The organism is Zobellia laminariae (genome assembly GCF_030553095.1).
Lineage (GTDB): Bacteria > Bacteroidota > Bacteroidia > Flavobacteriales > Flavobacteriaceae > Zobellia > Zobellia laminariae.
This window is the reverse complement of record NZ_CP130738.1, coordinates 3,647,323-3,668,476: the sequence shown is the minus strand read 5'-3', so window position 1 is coordinate 3,668,476 and position 21,154 is coordinate 3,647,323. Positions and strand designations below refer to the sequence as shown.

Here is a 21,154-nt window from a genome sequence, read left to right as displayed (position 1 = left end):
GTCAACATTCAATAATCCAGACAGCTGTAATATATCTAAAGTGTATTAGTCTTACTTTTGAAATTCGCAACTAAAACTATTAATGACGAATCTTGATATAGTATATGAGAACAACGATTATATAGTCGTTAATAAAAAGTCCGGACTTATAAGTGAAAAAAGTCCTTACGAAGATTGTACTGTAGAAAGTCAGGTTCTCAATCACCTCTTAAAAAGTAAAAAGAAGCCTTATTTAGGTGTGATACACAGATTAGATCGTGTAACAAGTGGCGTATTGGTCTTTGCAAAGAAGAAAGCATTCTTGTAGAATTCAATGACCTATTTGCCAAACGTAAGGTTCAAAAAACGTATTTGGCAATTGTCAAAAATAAACCCAAAAAGAGCAAAGGGAATTTGGTGAATTTTCTTGTCAAAAACAATCAAGAAAAAAGAGCGGACATAGTCCAGACTAAATCAAAAGAATCGCTACAATGTATTCTTTCCTATAAACTTATAGACCAAAACGATTTTGGTTATTTATTAGAATTAAAGCCGAAAACCGGTAGATTCCATCAAATAAGAGCACAATTAGCCCATTTAGGCCTTCCTATTATTGGGGATGAAAAATATGGTTCCAATCAGTCTTACCTTCCCCTTTCTGTTTGCCTTCACGCTTGGAAACTCACCTACCAATTACCAGGTTCAGAAGAATTAAAAACCTTTGAGGCGTCTATGCCAAAGAATAAATTTTGGAAATTCAAATCAATTTAATTTACCATGGCACATTAAAATAACTTGTGCTTGCTATCTTATCCATAAGGTTTGTTTAAATTTATATGGTACAAAATTTTTGCTTTGAGGTTGCTCAATCCCTAAATACATATCTCTACTTCATCACTAATTGTAACACCAGAGTTGTTTTAATTCATACAAAAAATGAATAAATATTTCTTTTCTTTTTTAATCGCCATAATCTTTATCTCTTGTAAAACGGATAACATAGATGCAGATTTACTGGTTACCAATGCTACTATATGGACAGGGAATCCAGAATCACCAAAGGCGGAAGCTATGGCCATTAAAGGAGATTCTGTTCTTGCTGTTGGCTCATTTAAAGATTTGGAGAAGTTCAAAGGAGATTCTACTGAAATATTAGATGTTCACGGAAAATTTATTACACCTTATTTTTATAGATGCTCATGTTCATTTATTAATGGGCGGCAATAGTCTTTTAAATGTGCAGCTTAGAGATACAAAAACCAAACAAGAATTTATTGATAGGATAGCTTCATTTGCTAAAAAAATTAAACCCGACCAATGGGTAGTGGAAGGAAATTGGGACCACACACTTTGGGGCGGAGAACTACCAGAAAAAGAATGGATTGACGAATATACCAAAGACAACCCTGTAGCCATTTACAGAATGGACGGCCATATGATTTTAGCCAATTCAGCAGCTTTAAAAATCGCTGGAATTGATAAAAACACGCCTGATGTAGAAAACGGAGAAATTGTAAAGGATTCAGAAGGAAACCCAACAGGCATTCTAAAAAGCAAAGCCATGTATTTGGTGTTGAATAAAATTCCCGTTCTTTCCAATTCCGAAAAAGAGGATGCAATTAATGCTGCACAAGATTATTTGCTGTCTCAAGGGGTTACTACTATTCATGATGTGGATAGTTTAGGAGGGTTTGAAGTAGCCCAGGAAATGTACACCAATAAGAAGCTGAAAGTAAGGATGTATACCGCAGACCCACTCTATAAATGGGCATCGGTATCCAAAACGGATAGAAGCGAAAAATGGCTAAAAAACGGTTTACTCAAAGGTTTTGTTGATGGTTCTTTAGGTTCCCATACCGCTGCGTTTAACGACCCCTATTCCGATAAATTAGATGATAGAGGCTTATTCATTGTAAATGAGGATAGTTTATTTAGTCAAATTTTAAATGCAGATAATGAAGATTTACAAGTTACCGTCCACGCTATTGGCGATAGAGCAAATAATGGATTGCTAAATATCTATGAGCGTGTTATTGAAAAAAACGGCACTAAGGATAGAAGATTAAGAATTGAGCACGCCCAGCATTTAACAACAGAAGACATAAAGCGCTTTTCCAAACTCAATATTATTGCAAGTGTACAGCCGTATCATGCTATAGATGATGGTAGATGGGCGGAAGAACTTATTGGCCCAGAACGTATAAAAACCACCTATGCTTTTAAGTCATTACTAGATGCAAATACAACTCTGGTTTTTGGTAGTGATTGGCCTGTTGCCCCTGCCTCACCCCTTTATGGCATGTATGCCGCAGTTACCCGTCAAACCCTAGATAACAAAAACCCTGAAGGCTGGGTTCCGGAACAAAAAATTAATATAGAGCAAGCTTTAACCGCGTATACTAAAAATGGTGCTTACAGCTCATTTGATGAAAATATAAAAGGGACTTTGGAACCATAAAATTAGCGGATTTTGTGATTTTAAATGAGAATTTGACCACTATAAAACCTGAAAAGCTTAAGGATGTAAAAGTTTTGCAAACCTATGTTGAAGGAAAACAAGTTTTTAAAAGTAAAATATATTAAATAGAGGAATTGCACATTAGTTTACCATTTGAAACATTACTCCTTTTAAGATTATTGTCCAAAACCGATACTTCCATATTTTACAGTATCCTTAACGATACGAACGAACACTCTCTACTATAACCGAAATCAATATTAAACATCCGCCCACTATTGTAGACCATGCGGGAATCTCAGAAAGTAACAAAGCACCAATCAGAATACCATAAACAGGCTGAATGCTACTTAAAATACTAATGGTTGTAATGGAGAAATACTTAAAACAATTTACAAACATGGTATGTCCAAAAACGGTGGTAACAACTGCTAAACCTAATATTCCTTGCCATTGGCTTGGCACTGCTTCTAAATCATAATAAAAGAAAGCAGGGATAAGCATACAAAATATCACGGCCATTTGATATGCCATTAAAACAGACCCTTCATACCTTGTTACCTGCTTTTTTAACATAAGATTCCGCACAGCATAACAGAGCGCTGAGAATACTCCAAAACCAATGGCAACGGTAGAGCTGTTTTCAAAACTGAAATCTGGGACCAAAAAATATATTCCACAAAGAACTAAAAAACCCAGAAGCAAGTGCATTTTCTGAAATCTAGTTTTTAAAAATAATGGTTCTAGAAAAGCCGTAATCACAGGGTAAGTAAACAATGAAAGCATACCTATAGCAACATTAGATTTTTGCAACGCTACAAAATAGGTCAACCAATGCAGCCCCATAAGAACACCACTTATGAGTATTGGCCCCCTATCTTTACTACTCAATCCAAAAGAAATTCCTTTAAAACGACAATAGATAAGTAGTAAAACGAGCGCAATAATAGAACGGATACCTATGGTAACGGCCACTGGTAATTCTATGAATCTACCCAAAGGGCCAGAGGTACTTAATAGTACCATTGCCAAATTGATTTCTAGAAAATTTTTAAGACTGAAAGACGTACCTGAATCCAAATGCTATCTCTTTACGGCCATAGCCTTTTCACGAATAATATCTGCAACAGGCCTATTTTCTAGGTGACTTTCCAACCATGAAATAATATCCAAGTATAAGAACGCTCTTTTTTCATACGGATGATTTTCGTATTTTTTTAGTTCTGTATGTAGTTTTTGAAATTCGTTTTTTAACTCGTTTGGAAAAATGTTGCCCAAGTTTCTAAGGAACTTAATCATCTCCTTTTGAACGGCATGAAGATCGTTCATTTTCAAAAGGAACTTATAAGTACTTTTAAGCTGAATTTCCAAATGATAATCCATTCCCGCCTCATAATGTGCAACCAAGCTTAAAACTCTGGCAAAACACATCAAATCCTCGCGCATTTTAAGGTTCTTGTTGTTTATAATTTTTTTAAGGTACTGAATGCAGGTTTTATTATCACCTATACCAAAATACAAACAGGCAATTTTATAGTACAGCACCATAATATGGTGAGCATCTATTCTATCCTTATGCTTATTGATTCCGTACTCTATAATTTTTACAAGATATAATCCTTTATTAAACGTGCCCTCCAAAAAATGAAGATTCAATTTATTGGCGTTTATATATAAAAAAGCCAGAGAAGAAATGTTATCGTTTTTAGGAAAATCATTACTGCTCACTACCGTTTCAAGCCTATCTAGCACTTCTCTAAAATGAGAACTGTATTTTACATAGAATATAGATTCTAGCAAGTAGTGGTTCCCTTTTAAGAAGAAAACCGGATTTAAATTTATCTGCTCTTCATGCTCATAAAAAAGGTCTACCCACTTACTGGCATATTTATATGAAGAAAGAAAATCTTGGGTCAAAAAACTATACCAAAGGTGCGCCTTGTACAACCATAATTTTTCTCTAAAGCCTAAATCCTTTAATTGGTATTTTGGTAAATGCTTCTCAAAATAATTTTTAACACGCGTATAATCCTCATCACTTCTAACATAACCAACTTTAAGCATAATGCCATATAGTTGTAACGATAGGTTAGACAATTTACTAGTCATAACATTCTGAGCAGAAAGTTCTTTAGCCTGAATAGCTAGTTCATCTGCCCTATCCGGAATACTCCTTGTAATGTATTGAGTTTCAATGATTTTCTCTAGCTCAACTATTTCATAGGCAATATTCTTCTCCTCATTCTCTATGGCGGTAGATTTTGCCTTATCAAGAATTTTTAAGCTTTGTTTGTAAAGTCCCTTTTGATAAAGAATTGTCGCAAAATCTAGCTGCTCACGAATCTGAACCCGAAAATTCTGATTCACGGGGTTTAGTCTTAAACTGACTAAAATTTGCTTATAAAGATGTGCTTTAAGATTAGATAATTGCGCTTTTTTGACAATACCGGTCTCTAAAATTACCTTCTCATCATATTTTCTAATTTTATCCATTAGGTTGAATAATGCTAGAAATTTAGCATCAGTATTCACCCCTAAACGCCCTACATATAATTTGAATTGGCGCTTTTCCGATTTTGAAAGGGATTTTACCAGCACGAACAAAGCATCTCTATGCGCATTTGTCATCGTAAAAAATATTATTTAATTTACTTAATATCAGTGTTTTATATACCCTAAAAACCAGCTTAACATTGTACTATTTTATTCATGTACTAGGTGGTTCGCTCTATTGGTTATATATTCGTATTGAACTTTATTGCTATTTTTTGTTTAAAACATAACATATAGGCCATTGTACGATAATCAAATCCCTTTTTTAGTAAAAGACAGGGCTAAGGTTATTAAAAATGTTGATATAACCGTACAAAATATGATATTTGTAGACAAGATAAAAGTTGCAAGCAGTTCCTAAGTTAGCTAAACTACAAGATATAATGAGTAAAGATAAGGTACAAATTTTTGATACAACGCTTCGTGATGGTGAACAAGTACCCGGTTGTAAATTAGATGCAGAACAAAAATTGGTCATTGCCGAAAGGTTAGACTATTTAGGTGTAGATATTATTGAGGCTGGTTTTCCCGTATCAAGTCCTGGTGATTTTAAATCTGTTACCGAAATCTCTAAACTCGTTAAGAATGCAACAGTATGTGGACTTACACGTGCAGTAAGAAAAGATATTGAAGTAGCTGCCGAAGCTCTTAAATATGCTAAGAGAGCACGTATTCACACCGGAATAGGCACCTCGGATTCACATATAAAATATAAATTTAACTCCAACAAAGATGCCATTATAGAACGTGCTATTGATGCCGTAAGTTATGCTAAAACCTTTGTTGAAGATGTAGAATTTTATGCCGAAGATGCTGGTCGTACGGATAACGAATTCTTGGCACGAGTCTGCGAAGCTGTCGTTAAAGCAGGAGCCACTGTATTGAACATTCCTGATACAACAGGATATTGTTTGCCAGATGAGTATGGCGCTAAAATGAAATACCTTAGAGAAAACGTAACCGGAATTCATAAAGCCGTACTTTCTTGCCACTGCCATAATGATTTAGGTTTGGCAACAGCAAACTCAATTGCTGGTGTAATTAACGGTGCCCGCCAAATAGAATGTACCATTAACGGTATTGGTGAGCGAGCAGGAAATACTTCTTTAGAAGAAGTCGTTATGATCTTAAGGCAACACCCTAGCTTAAACTTGGACACGAATATCAACAGCAAATTGCTTTTTGATACAAGTCAGATGGTTTCTCAAAAAATGGGAATGATGGTACAGCCTAACAAAGCTATCGTTGGTGCTAACGCCTTTGCCCATAGTTCTGGAATTCACCAAGACGGTGTTATTAAAAACAGGGAGACCTATGAAATTATTGATCCTGCAGATGTTGGCGTAAACGAATCTTCTATTGTACTTACCGCCAGAAGCGGTAGAGCTGCTTTGGCTTATAGAGCTAAATTGGTAGGATTTGAATTGACAAAACTTCAGCTTGATGAAGTGTATCAGGAATTCTTGAAGTTTGCAGATGAACACAAGGAAATTTCGGATCAAGACATTCCAAAAATCATAGAAGCTAGCAACATTACCATCGAAAGTATTTAATAGCGAAGACTCTAGAGAATTTATCATTTATATTTTATATGTTTTTTTGACGATTATGTCATTAAAATTTTTAATCTTAGCCCCCTGTGATTTAAACTCCTTTTTTGGTAGTTTTTTAAATCTGGCACACTAAAAATTCTCTAGATGCAACTAAAAATTGCCCTCCTTGGCGGTGACGGTATTGGTCCCGAAGTATTGGCCCAATCCGTAAAATGCCTAAAAGCGATTGAAGAAACGTTCAACCATAGGTTTGAACTTGTTGAAGCTCCCTTTGGGGCTATTGCTATATCCGGTTCCGGCAGACCCTTACCTGACGAAACCTTGGAATTGTGCAGAAAATCCGATGCTATTCTTTTTGGTTCTATCGGTTCTCTAGAATACGATAATAATCCTGAAGCTAAAGTTAGACCAGAACAAGGTTTATTGCGGTTACGTAAAGAGCTTGAGCTTTTTGCCAGCATACGTCCTATAAAAATGTTTCCTGCCTTTTTAGGAAATTCGCCTTTAAAGAGAAACATTGTAGAAAATACCGATCTTGTTATTTTTAGAGAACTAACCGGTGGAATATACTTTGGAGAAAAAACTTTGAGTGAAGATGGCACCACTGCCTCTGACCTTTGTAGTTATTCCGAAGGTGAAATTAGTCGCATTACACACCTTGCTTTTAAGTCTGCAAAAAAAAGAAGAAAAAAAAACTAACCTTAGTAGATAAAGCCAATGTTCTGGAAACTTCTAGACTTTGGCGTAAGATGGTAACAGAAATTTCTAAAAGTTACCCAGATGTAGAATTTGAATGTCTTTTTATAGATAATGCAGCCGTACAAATGATGTTGAACCCGCGCCAGTTTGATGTGGTTTTAACAGACAATATGTTTGGCGATATTCTATCTGACCAAGGTAGTGTTATTCTTGGCTCTGTTGGCTTGCTACCTTCTGCTTCGGTAGGAATTGATAATGCCATGTTCGAACCTTTTCACGGTTCATACCCACAAGCAAAAGGAAAAAATATAGCTAACCCTGTAGCTTCTATTTTAAGTACAGCTATGTTACTACAACACTTTAATCTAAATGAAGAAGCGAACGCTATTGTGGCTGCTGTTCACAAGTCTTTTATGAAAAAAGTAGTTACCACAGACGTTCTAGGCAGCAGTAAGTATGGAACCGATTATGTAGGCGATTTCATCTCTGAAAACATTGTTGAATCTGACGAAAACCAGAGCATAAACGATGAGAATATTGGTCTAGGAAAATCTACTATTATATAACGATTATTCGTTCAACAGCATTTTTACATAGGTATCAAATTCCTTCGTAAAGTGTGTATACTTTTCACCAGTAGCAGGTCCGTTAAAACCGGTATGAATCTTTCGTACATTCCCTTTTTTATCAATAAACAAGGTTGTTGGGTATGAAAGAACGTGATTTAACATTGGAAGTTTCTGTTGAGCTTTTTCCTTATCTGATGCTCCATATTGCGCTAATAATATAGGATAGTTTACACCTATTTGTTCTCTAAGACGTTCAATACTTTTATATGCCAGCTCTTCTGTTTTGGCATACTCAAAAGCTAAGCCCACCATCTCCATATCCTCGTGGCCATTCTCTTTTAAATAATTAACGTAGAACTTGGTCTCATCCAAGCAATTAGGACACCATGAACCCATAATTTGAACAAGCACAACTTTATTCTGAAATTTTTTGTCCGTTAATGATATGATATTTCCTTTTGAATCGGGAAATGAGAAAGCTAGTTTTCATAGCCTTCTTTTAAAAAAGTGAGCGAGTCTGCCTCTGGCAGTTCAAAACTGTCATTTCGCTTAGCCACAAATGGTTCTTGAAAATGCTTGTCAGAATAAAAAATACCATTAAGGGTGCTATCGGTAACTTTAGCTAAGAACAAAAATGCATGAGCTCCATCAAAAGTGGACAATTTTAATGAATCTCCGTTAACCACACCTTCCAAATATCTATAATCTCCGGTAGTGGTCCTAAACGTTCCCGTTACCTTATCTCCATTCTTAGCAAAAATTCCTTTTGCCGTATAACTATCGGGAGTGCCTTGGCTAAATTCAGTTTCCCAAATACCGGATACATTTATGAGAGGTGGTTGATCAACAGTAAAACGCTCTTTATCTCCGTAAAAAGCTTCAAAAGGAACTACCCTATCCAAGCTCTCTTTAATAAAATTACCTTTTATATTCTTCTGACTAAACTTCCCAACAATATATCCTTCAAAAACAGGTGTTTGAATGCGTATGGAATCCCCGTTAATCGTAATCTCGTCTACCTTTATCACTTCGCTAGCATTGTAAATTTCCATTACATATGAACCGCTTGCATCTTTTAAAAGATTAAAATTAAAAGGAAGTTTTTCACCATCCATCACTTCTAATTGCCCCAGCCAATCACCTTGGGCAAGCTCACTGGTATTTTCTTCATTACAGGAAACCAATACTACTCCAATTACCAATAAAAAAATCAATTTCTTCATTATCACCTCTTTTCTTTAACAATCGTAATAAAACCCGAAAACTTACAACAAAAAAATGAGTAATTCAGTAGCGCTGTATATTGAATGTCTTAATGCATTGTTTTATCTTTACCGCCACTAAAACTTACCGATGCAGATTTCATACAACTGGTTAAAAGATTATCTTAAACTTGATTGGGATTCCCAAAAAACAGGAGAACTTTTAACCGATTTAGGTCTTGAAGTAGAGGGAATCATCCCTTTTGAGTCTATAAAAGGCGGATTAAAGGGTATTGTAGTAGGACATGTTCTTACTTGCGAAAAGCACCCTAATGCCGATAAACTAAAAATTACTACCGTAGATGTAGGAACTGGTACACCCGTAAAAATAGTTTGTGGAGCCCCTAATGTGGCCAAGGACCAAAAAGTTCCTGTGGCTACCGTTGGCACCGTGCTATATACTCCAGAAGGAAAAGCCAAAATAGGAAAAGGAAAAATTAGAGGAGAAGAAAGCCACGGTATGATATGTGCCGAAGATGAACTAGGGCTAGGCTCTAGCCATGATGGTATACTTGTTCTAGATTCCAAATTGAAACCAGGTACACCTTGTTCCGAGGTTTTTGACGTAGAAATAGATGAGGTCTTTGAAATTGGCCTTACCCCTAACCGCGCAGATGCTATGAGCCATTTTGGTGTAGCAAGAGATTTAAAGGCCGGTTTAAAGCAAAAAGAAATTACTAAAGAACTGATTACACCTTCTATCAGTCATTTTAATATAGATAACCGTTCGCTTAAACTACAGGTTCAAGTAGATGACAGTAAGCTTGTGCCACGTTATGCAGGTATTACGCTAAGTAATTTAGTGGTTAAACCTTCACCTGATTGGTTACAGAACAGATTGCGCGCAATAGGCATTAATCCTATGAATAACCTTGTAGACGCAACTAACTACGTTCTACATGATTTAGGACAACCTTTGCACGCTTTTGACGCCGATCGCATTCACGGTAAAAAGATAGTTGTAAAAACACTGCCTGCCGGAACTAAGTTCATGACATTAGATGGTGAAGAACGAGAACTACATGAAGATGATTTAATGATTTGTGATTCTGAAAAACCAATGTGTATTGCCGGAGTTTTTGGTGGTATAAATACTGGTGTTACAGAAAAAACGACTTCTATCTTTCTTGAAAGTGCTTATTTTAATCCTGTAGCGATTAGAAAAACTGCCAAAAGACACGGATTGAATACTGATGCTTCTTTTAGGTTTGAAAGAGGTATTGATATTGAAAATGTAGAATACGCACTTAAACGTGCCGCTTTATTGATAAAAGAAATTGCCGGAGGTGATATTACTTCTGACATTGTTGATTTTTATCCTAAAAGGTTTGACGAGCACCAAGTTTTCCTGACCTTCAAGAAAACGCATTCCCTTGTTGGTGAAGAAATTCCGCAAGACACTATTAAATCAATTTTGGCATCGCTAGACATTAAAGTGAAAAGCGTTACCGAAGCTGGTCTTGGCCTATCAATACCTAGTTACAGGGTTGATGTACAGCGTGAAGTAGATGTTATTGAAGAGATTTTACGTGTTTATGGGTATAACAATATCAATTTTGGGACAAAATTAAACGCTTCTACTGCGCCTGTTTCTAAGTTTGACGATTATAAGCTTCAAAGCATAATTGGAGACTTTTTGGCTTCCCAAGGTTTTTACGAAATCATGACCAATAGTTTAACGGCTCATGGTAATGCGGAATTATTGGACGATAATTCAACTGAGGAGAGCGTAAAAATGTTGAATCCGTTGAGTAACGACCTTTCTGTTTTACGACGTTCTATGTTGTTCACAGGCCTTGAAACTATCTTATACAATAATAACCGAAAGAAACTTAATCTGAAGTTATTTGAATTTGGTAAAACATACGAGAAGAAAAAATCAAAATATATTGAAGACAAACACCTTTGCCTCTATTTGACAGGAAACCGTCATGAAGGTGGTTGGGCCGATACCGAGAAGACAAATGACTTCTTTTACTCAAAATCCATAGTGACCAATATTTTAAATCGCTTGGGTATATCTGATGTTACTCCCGCGCCAACTTCTAACAATTTATTCTCAGAAGGCTTGAGCTTAAATGTAGGTTCTAAAGAATTGGTCTCTTTTGGAATAGTTAAAAAGTCCATCCTTAAACATATGAGCATAAAACAAGAGGTTCTTTATGCTGATTTTAACTGGAGTAACGTGATTGCTCTTGCTGAGAAAAATAGTATTACTTATCGCGAGATACCTAAATATCCTGAGGTAAAAAGAGATTTCGCTCTTTTACTAGATGAATCCGTTAGTTTCCAAAAGGTTTATGAACTAGGAAGAAAGACAGAAAAGAAACTATTAAAGAACATCAACCTATTTGATGTTTATACAGGAGATAAACTTCCTAAAGGAAAAAAATCTTACGCCGTTAGTTTTACTTTACAGGATAGCCAACGCACATTAACGGACAAACAGATAGACCGTATAATGGGTAAACTAGAGAAAACCTACCAAAACGAGTTAGGAGCGGAATTAAGATAATTAAGAAAAAAGATGCGAATTAAGAAAGCTCTTAAATTTTCCTGGAAGAATAACACTATCAATTTCGTGAATAACGCCATTACGCTGCTTGGAATCTGCAACTACAATAGTTGCGGTATTCCCAAAGGCGTCGTTTAGAATTATATCTATTCCTTCCATAGTGGCCGTAATAATACCACCTTGAATTGTAGTAAAGGTTGCCTTACCTTCTCCTCTACACATGGCCTTTAATATTTTTGAAGCAGTAATTTGTCCCGCAACAATGTGATAAGTCAACAAATCCCTTAATTCTTTTCTGTTTTTTGGGTCTAATAACTCCTCTACTGATCTACCGGCTAAATTAGCAAATGCAAGATCGGATGGAGCAAAAACAGTAAATGGGCCAGCATGATCCAATAAATCTTCTAAATCAGCAGCCTTCATAACCGCCAAAAGAGTTTGATGATTTTTAGAAGTTGCAGTAGAATTAACTATTGATTTATTACTAACGGCCTTATTGTGAGTTGTAGTTAATTTGCTTACAGTTTCTTGAGCTTTAGTTGATAAAAAAACAAAGAACAGAGCACAAGAGAAGACTTTAGTAAGATTTTTCATATAAATTCGGCAGGGAATTGTTAAAACGGTCGATTAACGGTTCAAATACCCCGACAAGTTACGATATATCCCATGTATACTGACATATAGTCGCATTCAAATGTTAATTTTTAACAAATTATTAACAAATGCTTATGAATTTCATTCTCTCTTAAGTTATAAAATTCTTTAAATTTGAGATATACCTCAAATTATATGCTCCTAAACAAGGTCAATTTAGAAAAGAAACTTAGCGGAACGGTACGTGAAAAAGACCAAATACGGTTCTTAAATGATTTATACCAAATACTGGAACAAGACTCTAAAAGTCGAGAAGAAATTGGTAATAACCTTAAAAAGAAAGACACTTCTCTCACTAATTCTTTTAACCTTGACCTCTTACAAACAAACCGGATTTATCACGTTGACCAAATAAAGAAAATTTGCGTTGACTATAGACTCCGTTTTCTTCCTTCAAATTATTTCAAAGGAGAAATACCTGCTGAAGCTATTTCAGAAATAAAAAAAATTGAAGTATCACATGATATAAAGCTACAAGGCTTTAGAATCCTTGCTCCTTCCAAACTTTTTAAATTAGAAGATAAGGACGACCCTATTCTATTTGCTCCTATTGGAAACGACTATTTTTATCTTATTCACAAATGGGGAAACGACCTTCATCCATTAAGAAAATGGCTAATGTGGCCATTTAAAAATATTGTAAACTTAACTTGCCTTGTAGTTGCACTAAGCTATTTAATAGCTTTATCTATTCCGGATGGTCTATTCTCAAAGAACAGTTCCAACGCTCAGTTTTTTATAATTTTCTTCTTTATGTTCAAATGTTCGGCTGCGGTTGTTATTTTTTACGGCTTTGCCTTAGGCAAGAATTTTAGTAATGCCATTTGGAACAGTAAATATTTTAATTCCTGATTGGAGACTATATTATAAGCAAAAAAGGCATTCTACCGAACGATAGAATGCCTTTTTTTATTTTAAGTATGAACTGAATTAATTTTTAAAGATAGCTGTTGGTATACCTGTTACATCCATACTATTCAATAGTTCTGGTTCAGGAGCCGGCTTAATTAGTAGTATACCACCTTTGTTAGCTCCACTTGTCTTTTTATATCCAATCAATAATAAGTTGTTTTCTTCATCATAACTCACCATTGTTGTTTTTTCAACATTAAATTCAAAGTTAAGCTGAGTTTCCGTCATAAAATTTTCGTAAGCATATAGAACGGTTAAATTCTTACTGAAATCGTAAATGGCAGGTATTACAGGAAAAGTACTATATGCTGTAGGTGTCATTTGATAGTACATTTTACCTTCACTATCAAAATGTAATGAAGATGACTTTGTAAAATTAGGCTCCTTGCCTTCTCCATAACTAGTATAAGAAATAGCCATAGTTACACTGTTCAACATGCTATGCAAATCATCATAACTAATAATGATATTATCTTCTGGGTTTGTAAAAATTCGTCTTACATCAAAACCGACTAATTGGCTATGTACAATGTTATTTACATTAGCGTCAATTACCGTAATGGAATTTTCTCCTGTAACCTCTTCATCAACCCCTAACACAAACAATCTATTATTTGCATAAGCCAATTCAATAGGTCTTTGATCTAGTTCTATATCAACAAAAGCGGATTCAGAAGATGATACATCAAGAACGCGAACATAAAACCCATCTACAGTAGAACTTATTTGAAGCTCATATGCAATGTAGAGTTTATCTCCTTTACGGGCTATAGATTTTGCCGTAAGGTTACAGGCTCCTAAATCCGAAAAGACATCATAGCTCTTGTTACTATCATCATTAAAATCATGAATAGTTAGCTTACCACTACAATTGGTCTTTTTACTATAGGTAGTTAACACACTGTTCTCTTCAAAAGACAGATCAGGAAGTGCCATTGCGGCAAATTTGCTTTCTTCTGGTTTAATAGTGAATGCTTCGTCCTCTACGTTAAACAACGTGCCACTAAGACTGCCCTGATTATTGACGATTAAGGTGTAGTTGGCGTGAAGATTATTTTTTTCTTCGCTCTCGCCAAGAGCGTCACTATCATTTTTACTGCAGCCCATAAGGACTAATAATGCCATACAGGCATAGAATAGATTGTAGGTTTTCATCTGTTACAATTTAATGTTCCTTAAATGGATCAAGTTGGCAAGATGCCAATTGAACAGAATGGGCCTTTTTTAAATTAAGGTTTGGGTCCTTGAATTTAAAAAACGCCCACTACATCATTTAAGAATACAGGTTTAACAAAAGTTATACCGTTGCAACGTACATTTTATTACGTTGCTCCCGTAATGTCTTGTCAGACATATATTCATCAAACGCCAGATATCTATCTATGTTGCCTTTAGGGGTCAACTCGATGATTCTATCGGCAACCGTCTGTGCAAAGTGGTGGTCATGAGTAGTAAACATAACCGTTCCCTTAAAATTATTAAGGCTATTATTAAATGCGGTAATACTCTCTAAATCTAAGTGATTCGTTGGTTCATCCAACATTACAACGTTAGCTCTGAGCATCATCATTCTACTCAACATACAACGTACTTTTTCACCTCCGGAAAGAACAGTACAGGTTTTTAGGGCTTCTTCACCACTAAAAAGCATTTTACCTAGAAAACCACGGATATAAACTTCTTCTCTTTCTTCTTCTGTCTTGGCCCATTGTCTAAGCCAGTCTACCAAACTTATGTCTTCCTTAAAGAAGTCTGAGTTATCTGCAGGTAAATAGGATTGGGTAGTAGTAATACCCCACTGGAACTCACCCTTCTCAGCTTTCTTATGACCATTAATTATTTCGTAGAAAGCAGTTGTTGCTCTTGAATCACGAGAAATAATAGCAACTTTATCTCCTTTTGCCAAGTTTAGGTTTACATTTTCAAAAAGTAAATCGCCATCTTCTGATCTAGCAGAAAGCCCCTCTACATTCAATATTTGATCTCCTGCTTCGCGTTCTCTTTCAAAAATAATAGCAGGGTATCTTCTACTAGAAGGTTTAATATCTTCTATCTTAAGCTTGGATAACATTTTCTTTCTTGATGTAGCTTGTTTACTTTTTGCTACGTTGGCACTGAAACGAGCAATAAATTCTTGTAATTCTTTTGCTTTTTCCTCTGCCTTTTTATTTTGTTGTGCTCTCTGACGTGAGGCCAACTGGCTACTTTCGTACCAGAATGTATAGTTACCTGAATACACATTCATCTTACCATAATCAATATCTGCAATGCTGGTACAGATGGAATCTAAAAAGTGTCTATCGTGAGAAACAACAATTACTGTATTTTCATAATCGGCAAGGAAATTCTCTAACCAAGTAATAGTTTCATAATCCAAGTCGTTGGTAGGTTCATCCATGATCAACACATCTGGATTACCAAAAAGAGCTTGTGCCAATAACACACGAACTTTAAGTTTTGAATCTATATCTGCCATTAAGGTATAATGAAACTCCTCGGTTATACCCAAATTTGATAATAAGGCCGCGGCATTACTATCTGCGTTCCAACCATTCATTTCTTCAAACTGAACTTGAAGCTCACCAATCTTATCTGCGTTTTCATCCGTATAATCCGCATAAAGAGCATCAATTTCCTGCTTTATTGAAAAAAGCGGCTTGTTACCCATTACAACGGTCTCAAGCACTGTAGACTCGTCATATGCGTTGTGGTTCTGTTCCAAGATAGACATACGCTTACCCGGTTCAAGATGTACATGACCTGAAGTAGGATCTATCTGTCCAGATAGGATTTTTAAAAATGTAGATTTTCCGGCTCCATTTGCTCCAATTACCCCATAACAGTTACCCTGAGTAAAGGTTACGTTCACTTCATCGAAAAGGACCCTTTTTCCGAATTGTACGGATAGATTTGATACCGACAGCATAGATTTCTTTTTAAAATTCGTGCAAAAATACTGAATTTTAATGGCCTAAACCAATAAACTTAAAAAGCATTCACTTCATCTTAAACCTTAACGCAACCCTCTTATTTTTAACTCGCTATTAACAGCAAACCGCCAAAGCGTTGTTTAATTTTGAGCAATACATAGTAAGCTATTACTTATATGAATAGAAAACTACTCTATCTATTTTTTGCTTTCTTGGAAGTTGTGCTGCAGAAAAAAGTTCACCCAGTGTGTTTTTTTCGGGGGAAATTGTTAACCCTACCAGTGACTACATCGTACTACTTAAAGGAGATGTGGTTATAGATTCTGCAGAATTAGATGATGACAACCGTTTTTCCTTCTCCCTTGATTCTATTACGGAAGGCCTATATCATTTTAACCACGATCCGGAATTACAGTATGTTTATTTAGAAAAAGGAGATAGTCTTGTTGTACGTTTAAATACTTCAGATTTTGATGAATCCCTAGTTTTTTCTGGAGATGGAGAAGAACTCAATAATTTTCTTTTAGAAGTTTTCTTGGCTCATGAAGAAGAAGCTAGTTCTGTACGGTCTATGTATAGGTTGAAACCTGTTGATTTTGAAAGAAATATAGATTCTTTAAAACAACTAAAATTAGAGATATTAAACGATATAGTGACCGAAGGAAAACTCTCCAAAAAAGAGTTGAAGATTGCTAGCGCCAGTGTTGACTATAATTACAACACCTATAAAGAGGAATATCCTTTTAAGCACAAAAGACTTACCGGAGAAAAAATATTAGATGATTTACCCGCTAATTTTTACGATTACAGAAAAGATCTCATTTTTAATGACAAGGACTTAACGTATTTAAGACCTTATTACAATTTCATGATCAATCACATTGGTAACATGTCTTATATGACCTGCTCTCATGCCTGTGCCATTAAAAATAACGTAGTTCGCAATCAGCTTCATTTTAATAAGCACAAACTACATATTATAGATAGCCTTGTACAAGAGAAAGAGCTAAAAGACAACCTTTTTAGATATGTAGCTTTTGATTACCTATTAAAGGTTCATGATTCCGAGAAAAACAACGAAGAATTTATTGCCGGTTTTAGAGAACTTAGCAATAATAACAAGCACATGGGTGAGATTGATGCTTTATACGAAGGCATTAAAAACATTCAGCCTAAGAAAGAAATACCCAATGTTGCTGTAACCAGTATAACTGGCGACACTATGACATTAAAGCAAATAGCAGCTAAAAATAATAAAACAGTATTCTATTTTTGGTCTGCCACAGACAGAATGCATTTTGAAAATATTAAAAGAAGGATTGAACAGCTTTCCTCAAAGAAGCCGGAGTATTCTTATGTAGGTATCAATATAAAAACTTCGGAAACCAACTGGAAAGCTATGTTGGAGATTTCAGGTTTAGATCAAACAAATCAATACCGTTCTTCTGACTTTGAGGAACTTACAAAGTCACTTGTTATCTACCCTCTTAACAAATGTATTATTACAGATGATAAAGTAATTGTAGATGCTTTTGCGAATGTCTACACCTCCTTCTAAAAAGATTAAATAAATAGAATAAAAAAAGGGATACCATATGGCATCCCTTTTTTTTATATCCCTATTGCAATTGAATTTACAATAGGTAAGTACAATGTACTAGTTTCCTTTATTGTAATCTGCTAAGAACTTTGCTAAACCACTATCAGTTAATGGGTGATTAAGAAGACCTGTAATAGAAGATAATCCACTAGTCATAACATCCGCACCAAGTTTCGCACAATCAATAACGTGCATAGTGTGACGGATAGAGGCAGCCAAAATCTGAGTTTCGAATGCGTAGTTGTCATAAATATGTCTGATCTCAGCAATTAAGTTAAGACCATCTGTAGAGATATCATCCAGCCTTCCAATAAACGGAGAAACATAAGTAGCTCCAGCTTTAGCAGCCAATAATGCTTGTCCTGCAGAAAAAACTAAAGTACAGTTTGTTTTGATTCCTTTGTCAGAAAAATATTTTAATGCTTTAACACCATCTTTAATCATTGGTATTTTCACAACGATTTGGTCATGTAGCTCAGCCAATTCATCACCTTCCTTAATCATCTCCTTGTAAGTAGTGGAAATAACTTCAGCAGATACATCTCCATCTACAATGTTGCAAATGTCTACATAGTGCTTTAATATATTGTTTCTTCCTGTAATACCTTCTTTAGCCATTAAAGACGGGTTGGTAGTTACGCCATCAAGAACACCTAGTTCTTGTGCTTCCCGTATCTGATCTAAATTAGCTGTGTCTATAAAAAATTTCATTTTTTTAGAGTTTATTAGGTTTAAAATTAGATAATTGCTACGCTTTCGAAATCATTTATTCCAAAAAACGAAATTACAACTTATAATGGTTTAGTAATAGTTTCTCGTATACTTTATCTGGTAAAATACTCTTAAGGACTACAGAAAATTTCTGTAAGGGCGAACCTACGTTATAATGCACCTTTGGGTTGGAACTTTCAATAATACCAAGAACTTGCTTTGCTACTGAAATTGGATCATCGCCATTGGACACATCTTCGTTCATCATTTTTAATGTATTGCCATAGGGATCTTTATATGGTGAGCTCTCCAAAACAGGTGAATGATAACGTCCCGCAGCTATATTTGTTGCAAAATCTCCTGGAGCCAAAGTGGCAATTTTAATCCCAAAATTTTTGGTTTCCATTCGTAGCGCCTCCGTAAGAATTGATAAAGCGCTTTTTGTTGCTGAATATATTCCCCGGTAGGGTAAACCCATATAGCCTGCTATTGAAGTAATATTGATTATCACTCCCCTATTTTGTTTACGCATTTGGGGCAATACAGCCTGCGCTACTCTAAGTGGTCCATACACATTAGTATCAAAAGCTTTATGAACTTCCTCGGGAGGTGTTTCTTCTATAGGACCGGTAATACCAACTCCTGCATTATTTACTAATACATCTAGTCTTCCTTCCTTTGCTATAATTTGATTTACCGCAGAAACGATACTCTCCTTATCAGAAACATTTAACTGAAGTAAATCAAAAACTTCAAAATGTTCGTGTTTTGCTAAATTTCTAGTGGTTCCATATACCTTAAACCCTTTAGATTTCAGGTACAAACCTATAGACTTACCTATGCCAGAAGAACCTCCGGTAATCAATACTACTTTTTGCTCCATAAGATTGCAAAATAACGATAATATAGTGTAGTAGAAAAGAAATTAAACGCTGAAGAACTGTAGAAATAGAATAGTTAGAGAGATGCCTATTTTTTTGTAGAATTTAAGGCTAAAAAAAATCGGCAAGCTACCTACATCGCACCGCTACGACCGTATACCCTTGCTGCGTTCCCACCCTGGGGGATTCTACAGGAGCTGGTCGTGTAGGACTTGCCGACTGCAAATATACAATCTTTTGTTTCTTTCGCAATCGTTTTACATTCTATTTTTTATATCAACAATTTGTTTTGAGTTCGTTATTTTTGTGCAACTAAAAACACCTGTAAATCAGGCATAACCAAATTTAATTCTGTGATGACAACTCTAAAGTTTTTTCCGCTCTGTCTTTTTTTAATGCTATTTATGGCCTGTGGAGGCGATAATTCCCCCTCAGCGCTATTCGAAATTCAATTAGAAGGAAACAGCAAAAGCTTTCAGCAAAACCAAAACGTAGCAGTATCCATTAAAAATAAGAAAGACAAAACTATAGAAAGTGTAACCTATACTGTAGACGGAAAAGAATTACCGGTCAGTGAGGGTAAAATTTCACTGAACATGCCTCACTTGGGGGACAAAACCCTTAAGGCCAACGTTTCCTATGATGATACGTCTGTAGAGGTTACCAAGCACCTTAAGTTATTGGCGCCAAACGCTCCTGAAATATATACTTACGAGATAATAGCAGAATATCCTCATGATAACAGGGCGTACACTCAAGGACTTGAATTTCATAACGACACTCTCTATGAAAGTACTGGTAAGAAGGGAAGGTCTTCACTACGGAAAGTAGATTTTAAATCAGGTGAGGTTTTACAACAAGTAGATTTGGACCAAACCTATTTTGGAGAAGGTATTACCATTCTGAACAACAAGATATATATGCTTACTTGGCGCAGTGGTGTTGGTTTTATTTACGATTTAAAGACATTGGATAAAATTGATAATTTTCAATTCGGGGAAAGCAAAGAAGGTTGGGGATTAACGAACGACGGAAAAAAATTATATAAAAGTGATGGAACTGAAAAAATATGGTTTTTAAACCCAGAAACCTTAGTTGAAGAAGGTCATATAGAAACCGTCACCAACAAATCTATTAATGATAGTGCAAACGAATTGGAATATGTAGACGGAAAAATCTATGCCAATGTATACCAAAAACCTAGCGTAATGATTATTGATGCGAATAGCGGTGCTATTGAAGGTGTTATTAATTTTGGGGGCCTAAGCAGTAAAGTCACCCATCATACCACTTGGAGCGATACGGATAATGTTCTCAACGGAATAGCCTACCACCCTAAAAGACAAACGTTTTTTGTTACCGGAAAGGAATGGGACAAAATGTTTGAGGTGAAAATCCAAAAGAAATAAATGCAGAGTTACAAAAAAACGATTACCGTAAAACAGGATGATTTAGATGAGCTTGATCATGTAAACAACGTGCGGTATGTGCAGTGGATGCAAGACATTTCTAAAGAACACTGGATGAACGCCGCTTCCGAAGAAATGCGTAGTGGAATTATTTGGGTGGTCATGACCCATCATATTACATATAAAAACGCTGCCGTACTGAACGATGTTATTGAAATGCGTACCTATATAAAAGAAAGCCGAGGTGCTGTTTGCGTTCGTATTGTAGAAATGCACAATAAGAAGACCAACGAGCTGTTATTAAAGTCAAGTACGGAATGGTGTCTTTTGAATGCTGAGACTTATAGACCCACTCGCATATCAGATGAAATTAAAGAATTTTTTACCACTGCATAACAGTTAAGACTATACTTTTAGACATCAACACTAAATTTAAATGGTTTTTACACCAATAACAGCTAGATATTTA

General features: G+C 35.5%; 18 protein-coding genes, 1 other RNA gene and 2 pseudogenes. 11 read left to right on the top strand and 10 right to left on the bottom strand.

Translation table 11 applies throughout. From position 1 onward, the window contains the following. Positions 1–82: 82 nt before the first annotated feature. From Q5W13_RS17600 to Q5W13_RS25295, 4 genes and pseudogenes are all read left to right on the top strand, one after another. Positions 83–750, top strand: a pseudogene (locus Q5W13_RS17600) (RluA family pseudouridine synthase). 165 nt (positions 751–915) lie between these two features. Then, entirely contained in the window at positions 916–1,206 is a 291-nt protein-coding gene (locus tag Q5W13_RS17595; RefSeq protein ID WP_304443885.1) for a hypothetical protein, read from the top strand. Next, complete coding sequence (locus Q5W13_RS17590) at positions 1,136–2,437, top strand: amidohydrolase (protein WP_304443884.1); 1,302 nt, start codon at positions 1,136–1,138, stop codon at positions 2,435–2,437. The genes Q5W13_RS17595 and Q5W13_RS17590 overlap by 71 nt, the downstream gene beginning before the upstream one ends. A 14-nt stretch (positions 2,438–2,451) precedes the next feature. Further along, the gene (locus Q5W13_RS25295; RefSeq protein WP_368662302.1) at positions 2,452–2,562 is read left to right on the top strand and encodes a hypothetical protein; all 111 of its coding nucleotides are present in this window, start codon (positions 2,452–2,454) and stop codon (positions 2,560–2,562) included. A 91-nt stretch (positions 2,563–2,653) separates the two neighbouring features. On the opposite strand, the gene Q5W13_RS17585 is transcribed toward Q5W13_RS25295, so the two are convergent. Further along, entirely contained in the window at positions 2,654–3,517 is an 864-nt protein-coding gene (locus Q5W13_RS17585) for a DMT family transporter (protein ID WP_304443883.1), read from the bottom strand. Between the two features lie 3 nt (positions 3,518–3,520). Then, positions 3,521–5,065 (bottom strand): hypothetical protein, encoded by a 1,545-nt coding sequence (locus tag Q5W13_RS17580; protein WP_304443882.1) that lies wholly within the window; start codon positions 5,063–5,065, stop codon positions 3,521–3,523. 308 nt (positions 5,066–5,373) lie between these two features. On the opposite strand from Q5W13_RS17580, the gene Q5W13_RS17575 reads away from it, so the two are divergent. Both Q5W13_RS17575 and leuB read left to right on the top strand, forming a co-directional pair. Beyond that, positions 5,374–6,543: a 2-isopropylmalate synthase gene (locus Q5W13_RS17575; protein ID WP_304443881.1), complete on the top strand. Its 1,170-nt coding sequence runs from the start codon at positions 5,374–5,376 to the stop codon at positions 6,541–6,543. A 144-nt stretch (positions 6,544–6,687) separates the two neighbouring features. Further along, positions 6,688–7,808 (top strand): annotated as a pseudogene (leuB, locus tag Q5W13_RS17570) (3-isopropylmalate dehydrogenase). A gap of 3 nt (positions 7,809–7,811) precedes the next feature. Here leuB and Q5W13_RS25290 read toward each other — a convergent pair. After that, positions 7,812–8,258, bottom strand: coding sequence for a TlpA disulfide reductase family protein (locus Q5W13_RS25290; RefSeq protein WP_368662570.1), 447 nt, complete (start codon positions 8,256–8,258; stop codon positions 7,812–7,814). A gap of 32 nt (positions 8,259–8,290) precedes the next feature. Next, positions 8,291–9,034, bottom strand: a complete 744-nt coding sequence (locus tag Q5W13_RS25285; protein WP_368662301.1) for a hypothetical protein — start codon at positions 9,032–9,034, stop codon at positions 8,291–8,293. Between the two features lie 130 nt (positions 9,035–9,164). Here Q5W13_RS25285 and pheT point away from each other — a divergent pair, with 130 nt between their 5' ends. Beyond that, positions 9,165–11,588: a phenylalanine--tRNA ligase subunit beta gene (gene pheT / locus Q5W13_RS17560; protein ID WP_304443880.1), complete on the top strand. Its 2,424-nt coding sequence runs from the start codon at positions 9,165–9,167 to the stop codon at positions 11,586–11,588. Here pheT and Q5W13_RS17555 read toward each other — a convergent pair whose 3' ends face one another. Further along, a complete protein-coding gene (locus Q5W13_RS17555; RefSeq protein WP_304443879.1) occupies positions 11,589–12,182 on the bottom strand; it encodes a fasciclin domain-containing protein in 594 nt (197 codons plus the stop codon). It lies immediately after the preceding gene. Positions 12,183–12,377: 195 nt separating this feature from the next. On the opposite strand from Q5W13_RS17555, the gene Q5W13_RS17550 reads away from it, so the two are divergent. Then, positions 12,378–13,094 carry a hypothetical protein gene (locus Q5W13_RS17550; RefSeq protein WP_304443878.1) on the top strand — a complete coding sequence of 239 codons (717 nt, stop codon included), beginning with the start codon at positions 12,378–12,380 and terminating at the stop codon, positions 13,092–13,094. 78 nt (positions 13,095–13,172) lie between these two features. Here the strand turns inward: Q5W13_RS17550 and Q5W13_RS17545 are convergent, their stop codons facing one another. Together Q5W13_RS17545 and Q5W13_RS17540 are read right to left on the bottom strand one after the other, a co-directional pair. Further along, positions 13,173–14,309: a hypothetical protein gene (locus tag Q5W13_RS17545; protein WP_304443877.1), complete on the bottom strand. Its 1,137-nt coding sequence runs from the start codon at positions 14,307–14,309 to the stop codon at positions 13,173–13,175. Between the two features lie 142 nt (positions 14,310–14,451). After that, positions 14,452–16,080: an ABC-F family ATP-binding cassette domain-containing protein gene (locus Q5W13_RS17540; protein WP_155595926.1), complete on the bottom strand. Its 1,629-nt coding sequence runs from the start codon at positions 16,078–16,080 to the stop codon at positions 14,452–14,454. 251 nt (positions 16,081–16,331) lie between these two features. Between Q5W13_RS17540 and Q5W13_RS17535 the strand changes: the two genes are divergently transcribed. Further along, complete coding sequence (locus Q5W13_RS17535; RefSeq protein WP_304443876.1) at positions 16,332–17,642, top strand: transaldolase; 1,311 nt, start codon at positions 16,332–16,334, stop codon at positions 17,640–17,642. A gap of 99 nt (positions 17,643–17,741) precedes the next feature. Here the strand turns inward: Q5W13_RS17535 and fsa are convergent, their stop codons facing one another. From fsa to ffs, 3 genes are all read right to left on the bottom strand, one after another. After that, the gene (gene fsa, locus Q5W13_RS17530; protein ID WP_155595924.1) at positions 17,742–18,395 is read right to left on the bottom strand and encodes a fructose-6-phosphate aldolase; all 654 of its coding nucleotides are present in this window, start codon (positions 18,393–18,395) and stop codon (positions 17,742–17,744) included. Between the two features lie 73 nt (positions 18,396–18,468). Beyond that, complete coding sequence (locus Q5W13_RS17525; RefSeq protein WP_304443875.1) at positions 18,469–19,278, bottom strand: SDR family oxidoreductase; 810 nt, start codon at positions 19,276–19,278, stop codon at positions 18,469–18,471. Between the two features lie 117 nt (positions 19,279–19,395). Continuing rightward, positions 19,396–19,494: signal recognition particle sRNA small type (gene ffs, locus Q5W13_RS17520), an RNA gene on the bottom strand. Between the two features lie 138 nt (positions 19,495–19,632). Between ffs and Q5W13_RS17515 the strand changes: the two genes are divergently transcribed. Together Q5W13_RS17515 and Q5W13_RS17510 are read left to right on the top strand one after the other, a co-directional pair. After that, positions 19,633–20,685 carry a glutaminyl-peptide cyclotransferase gene (locus Q5W13_RS17515; RefSeq protein WP_304446537.1) on the top strand — a complete coding sequence of 351 codons (1,053 nt, stop codon included), beginning with the start codon at positions 19,633–19,635 and terminating at the stop codon, positions 20,683–20,685. Then, positions 20,686–21,081 carry an acyl-CoA thioesterase gene (locus Q5W13_RS17510; RefSeq protein WP_304443874.1) on the top strand — a complete coding sequence of 132 codons (396 nt, stop codon included), beginning with the start codon at positions 20,686–20,688 and terminating at the stop codon, positions 21,079–21,081. Positions 21,082–21,154 lie beyond the last annotated feature (73 nt).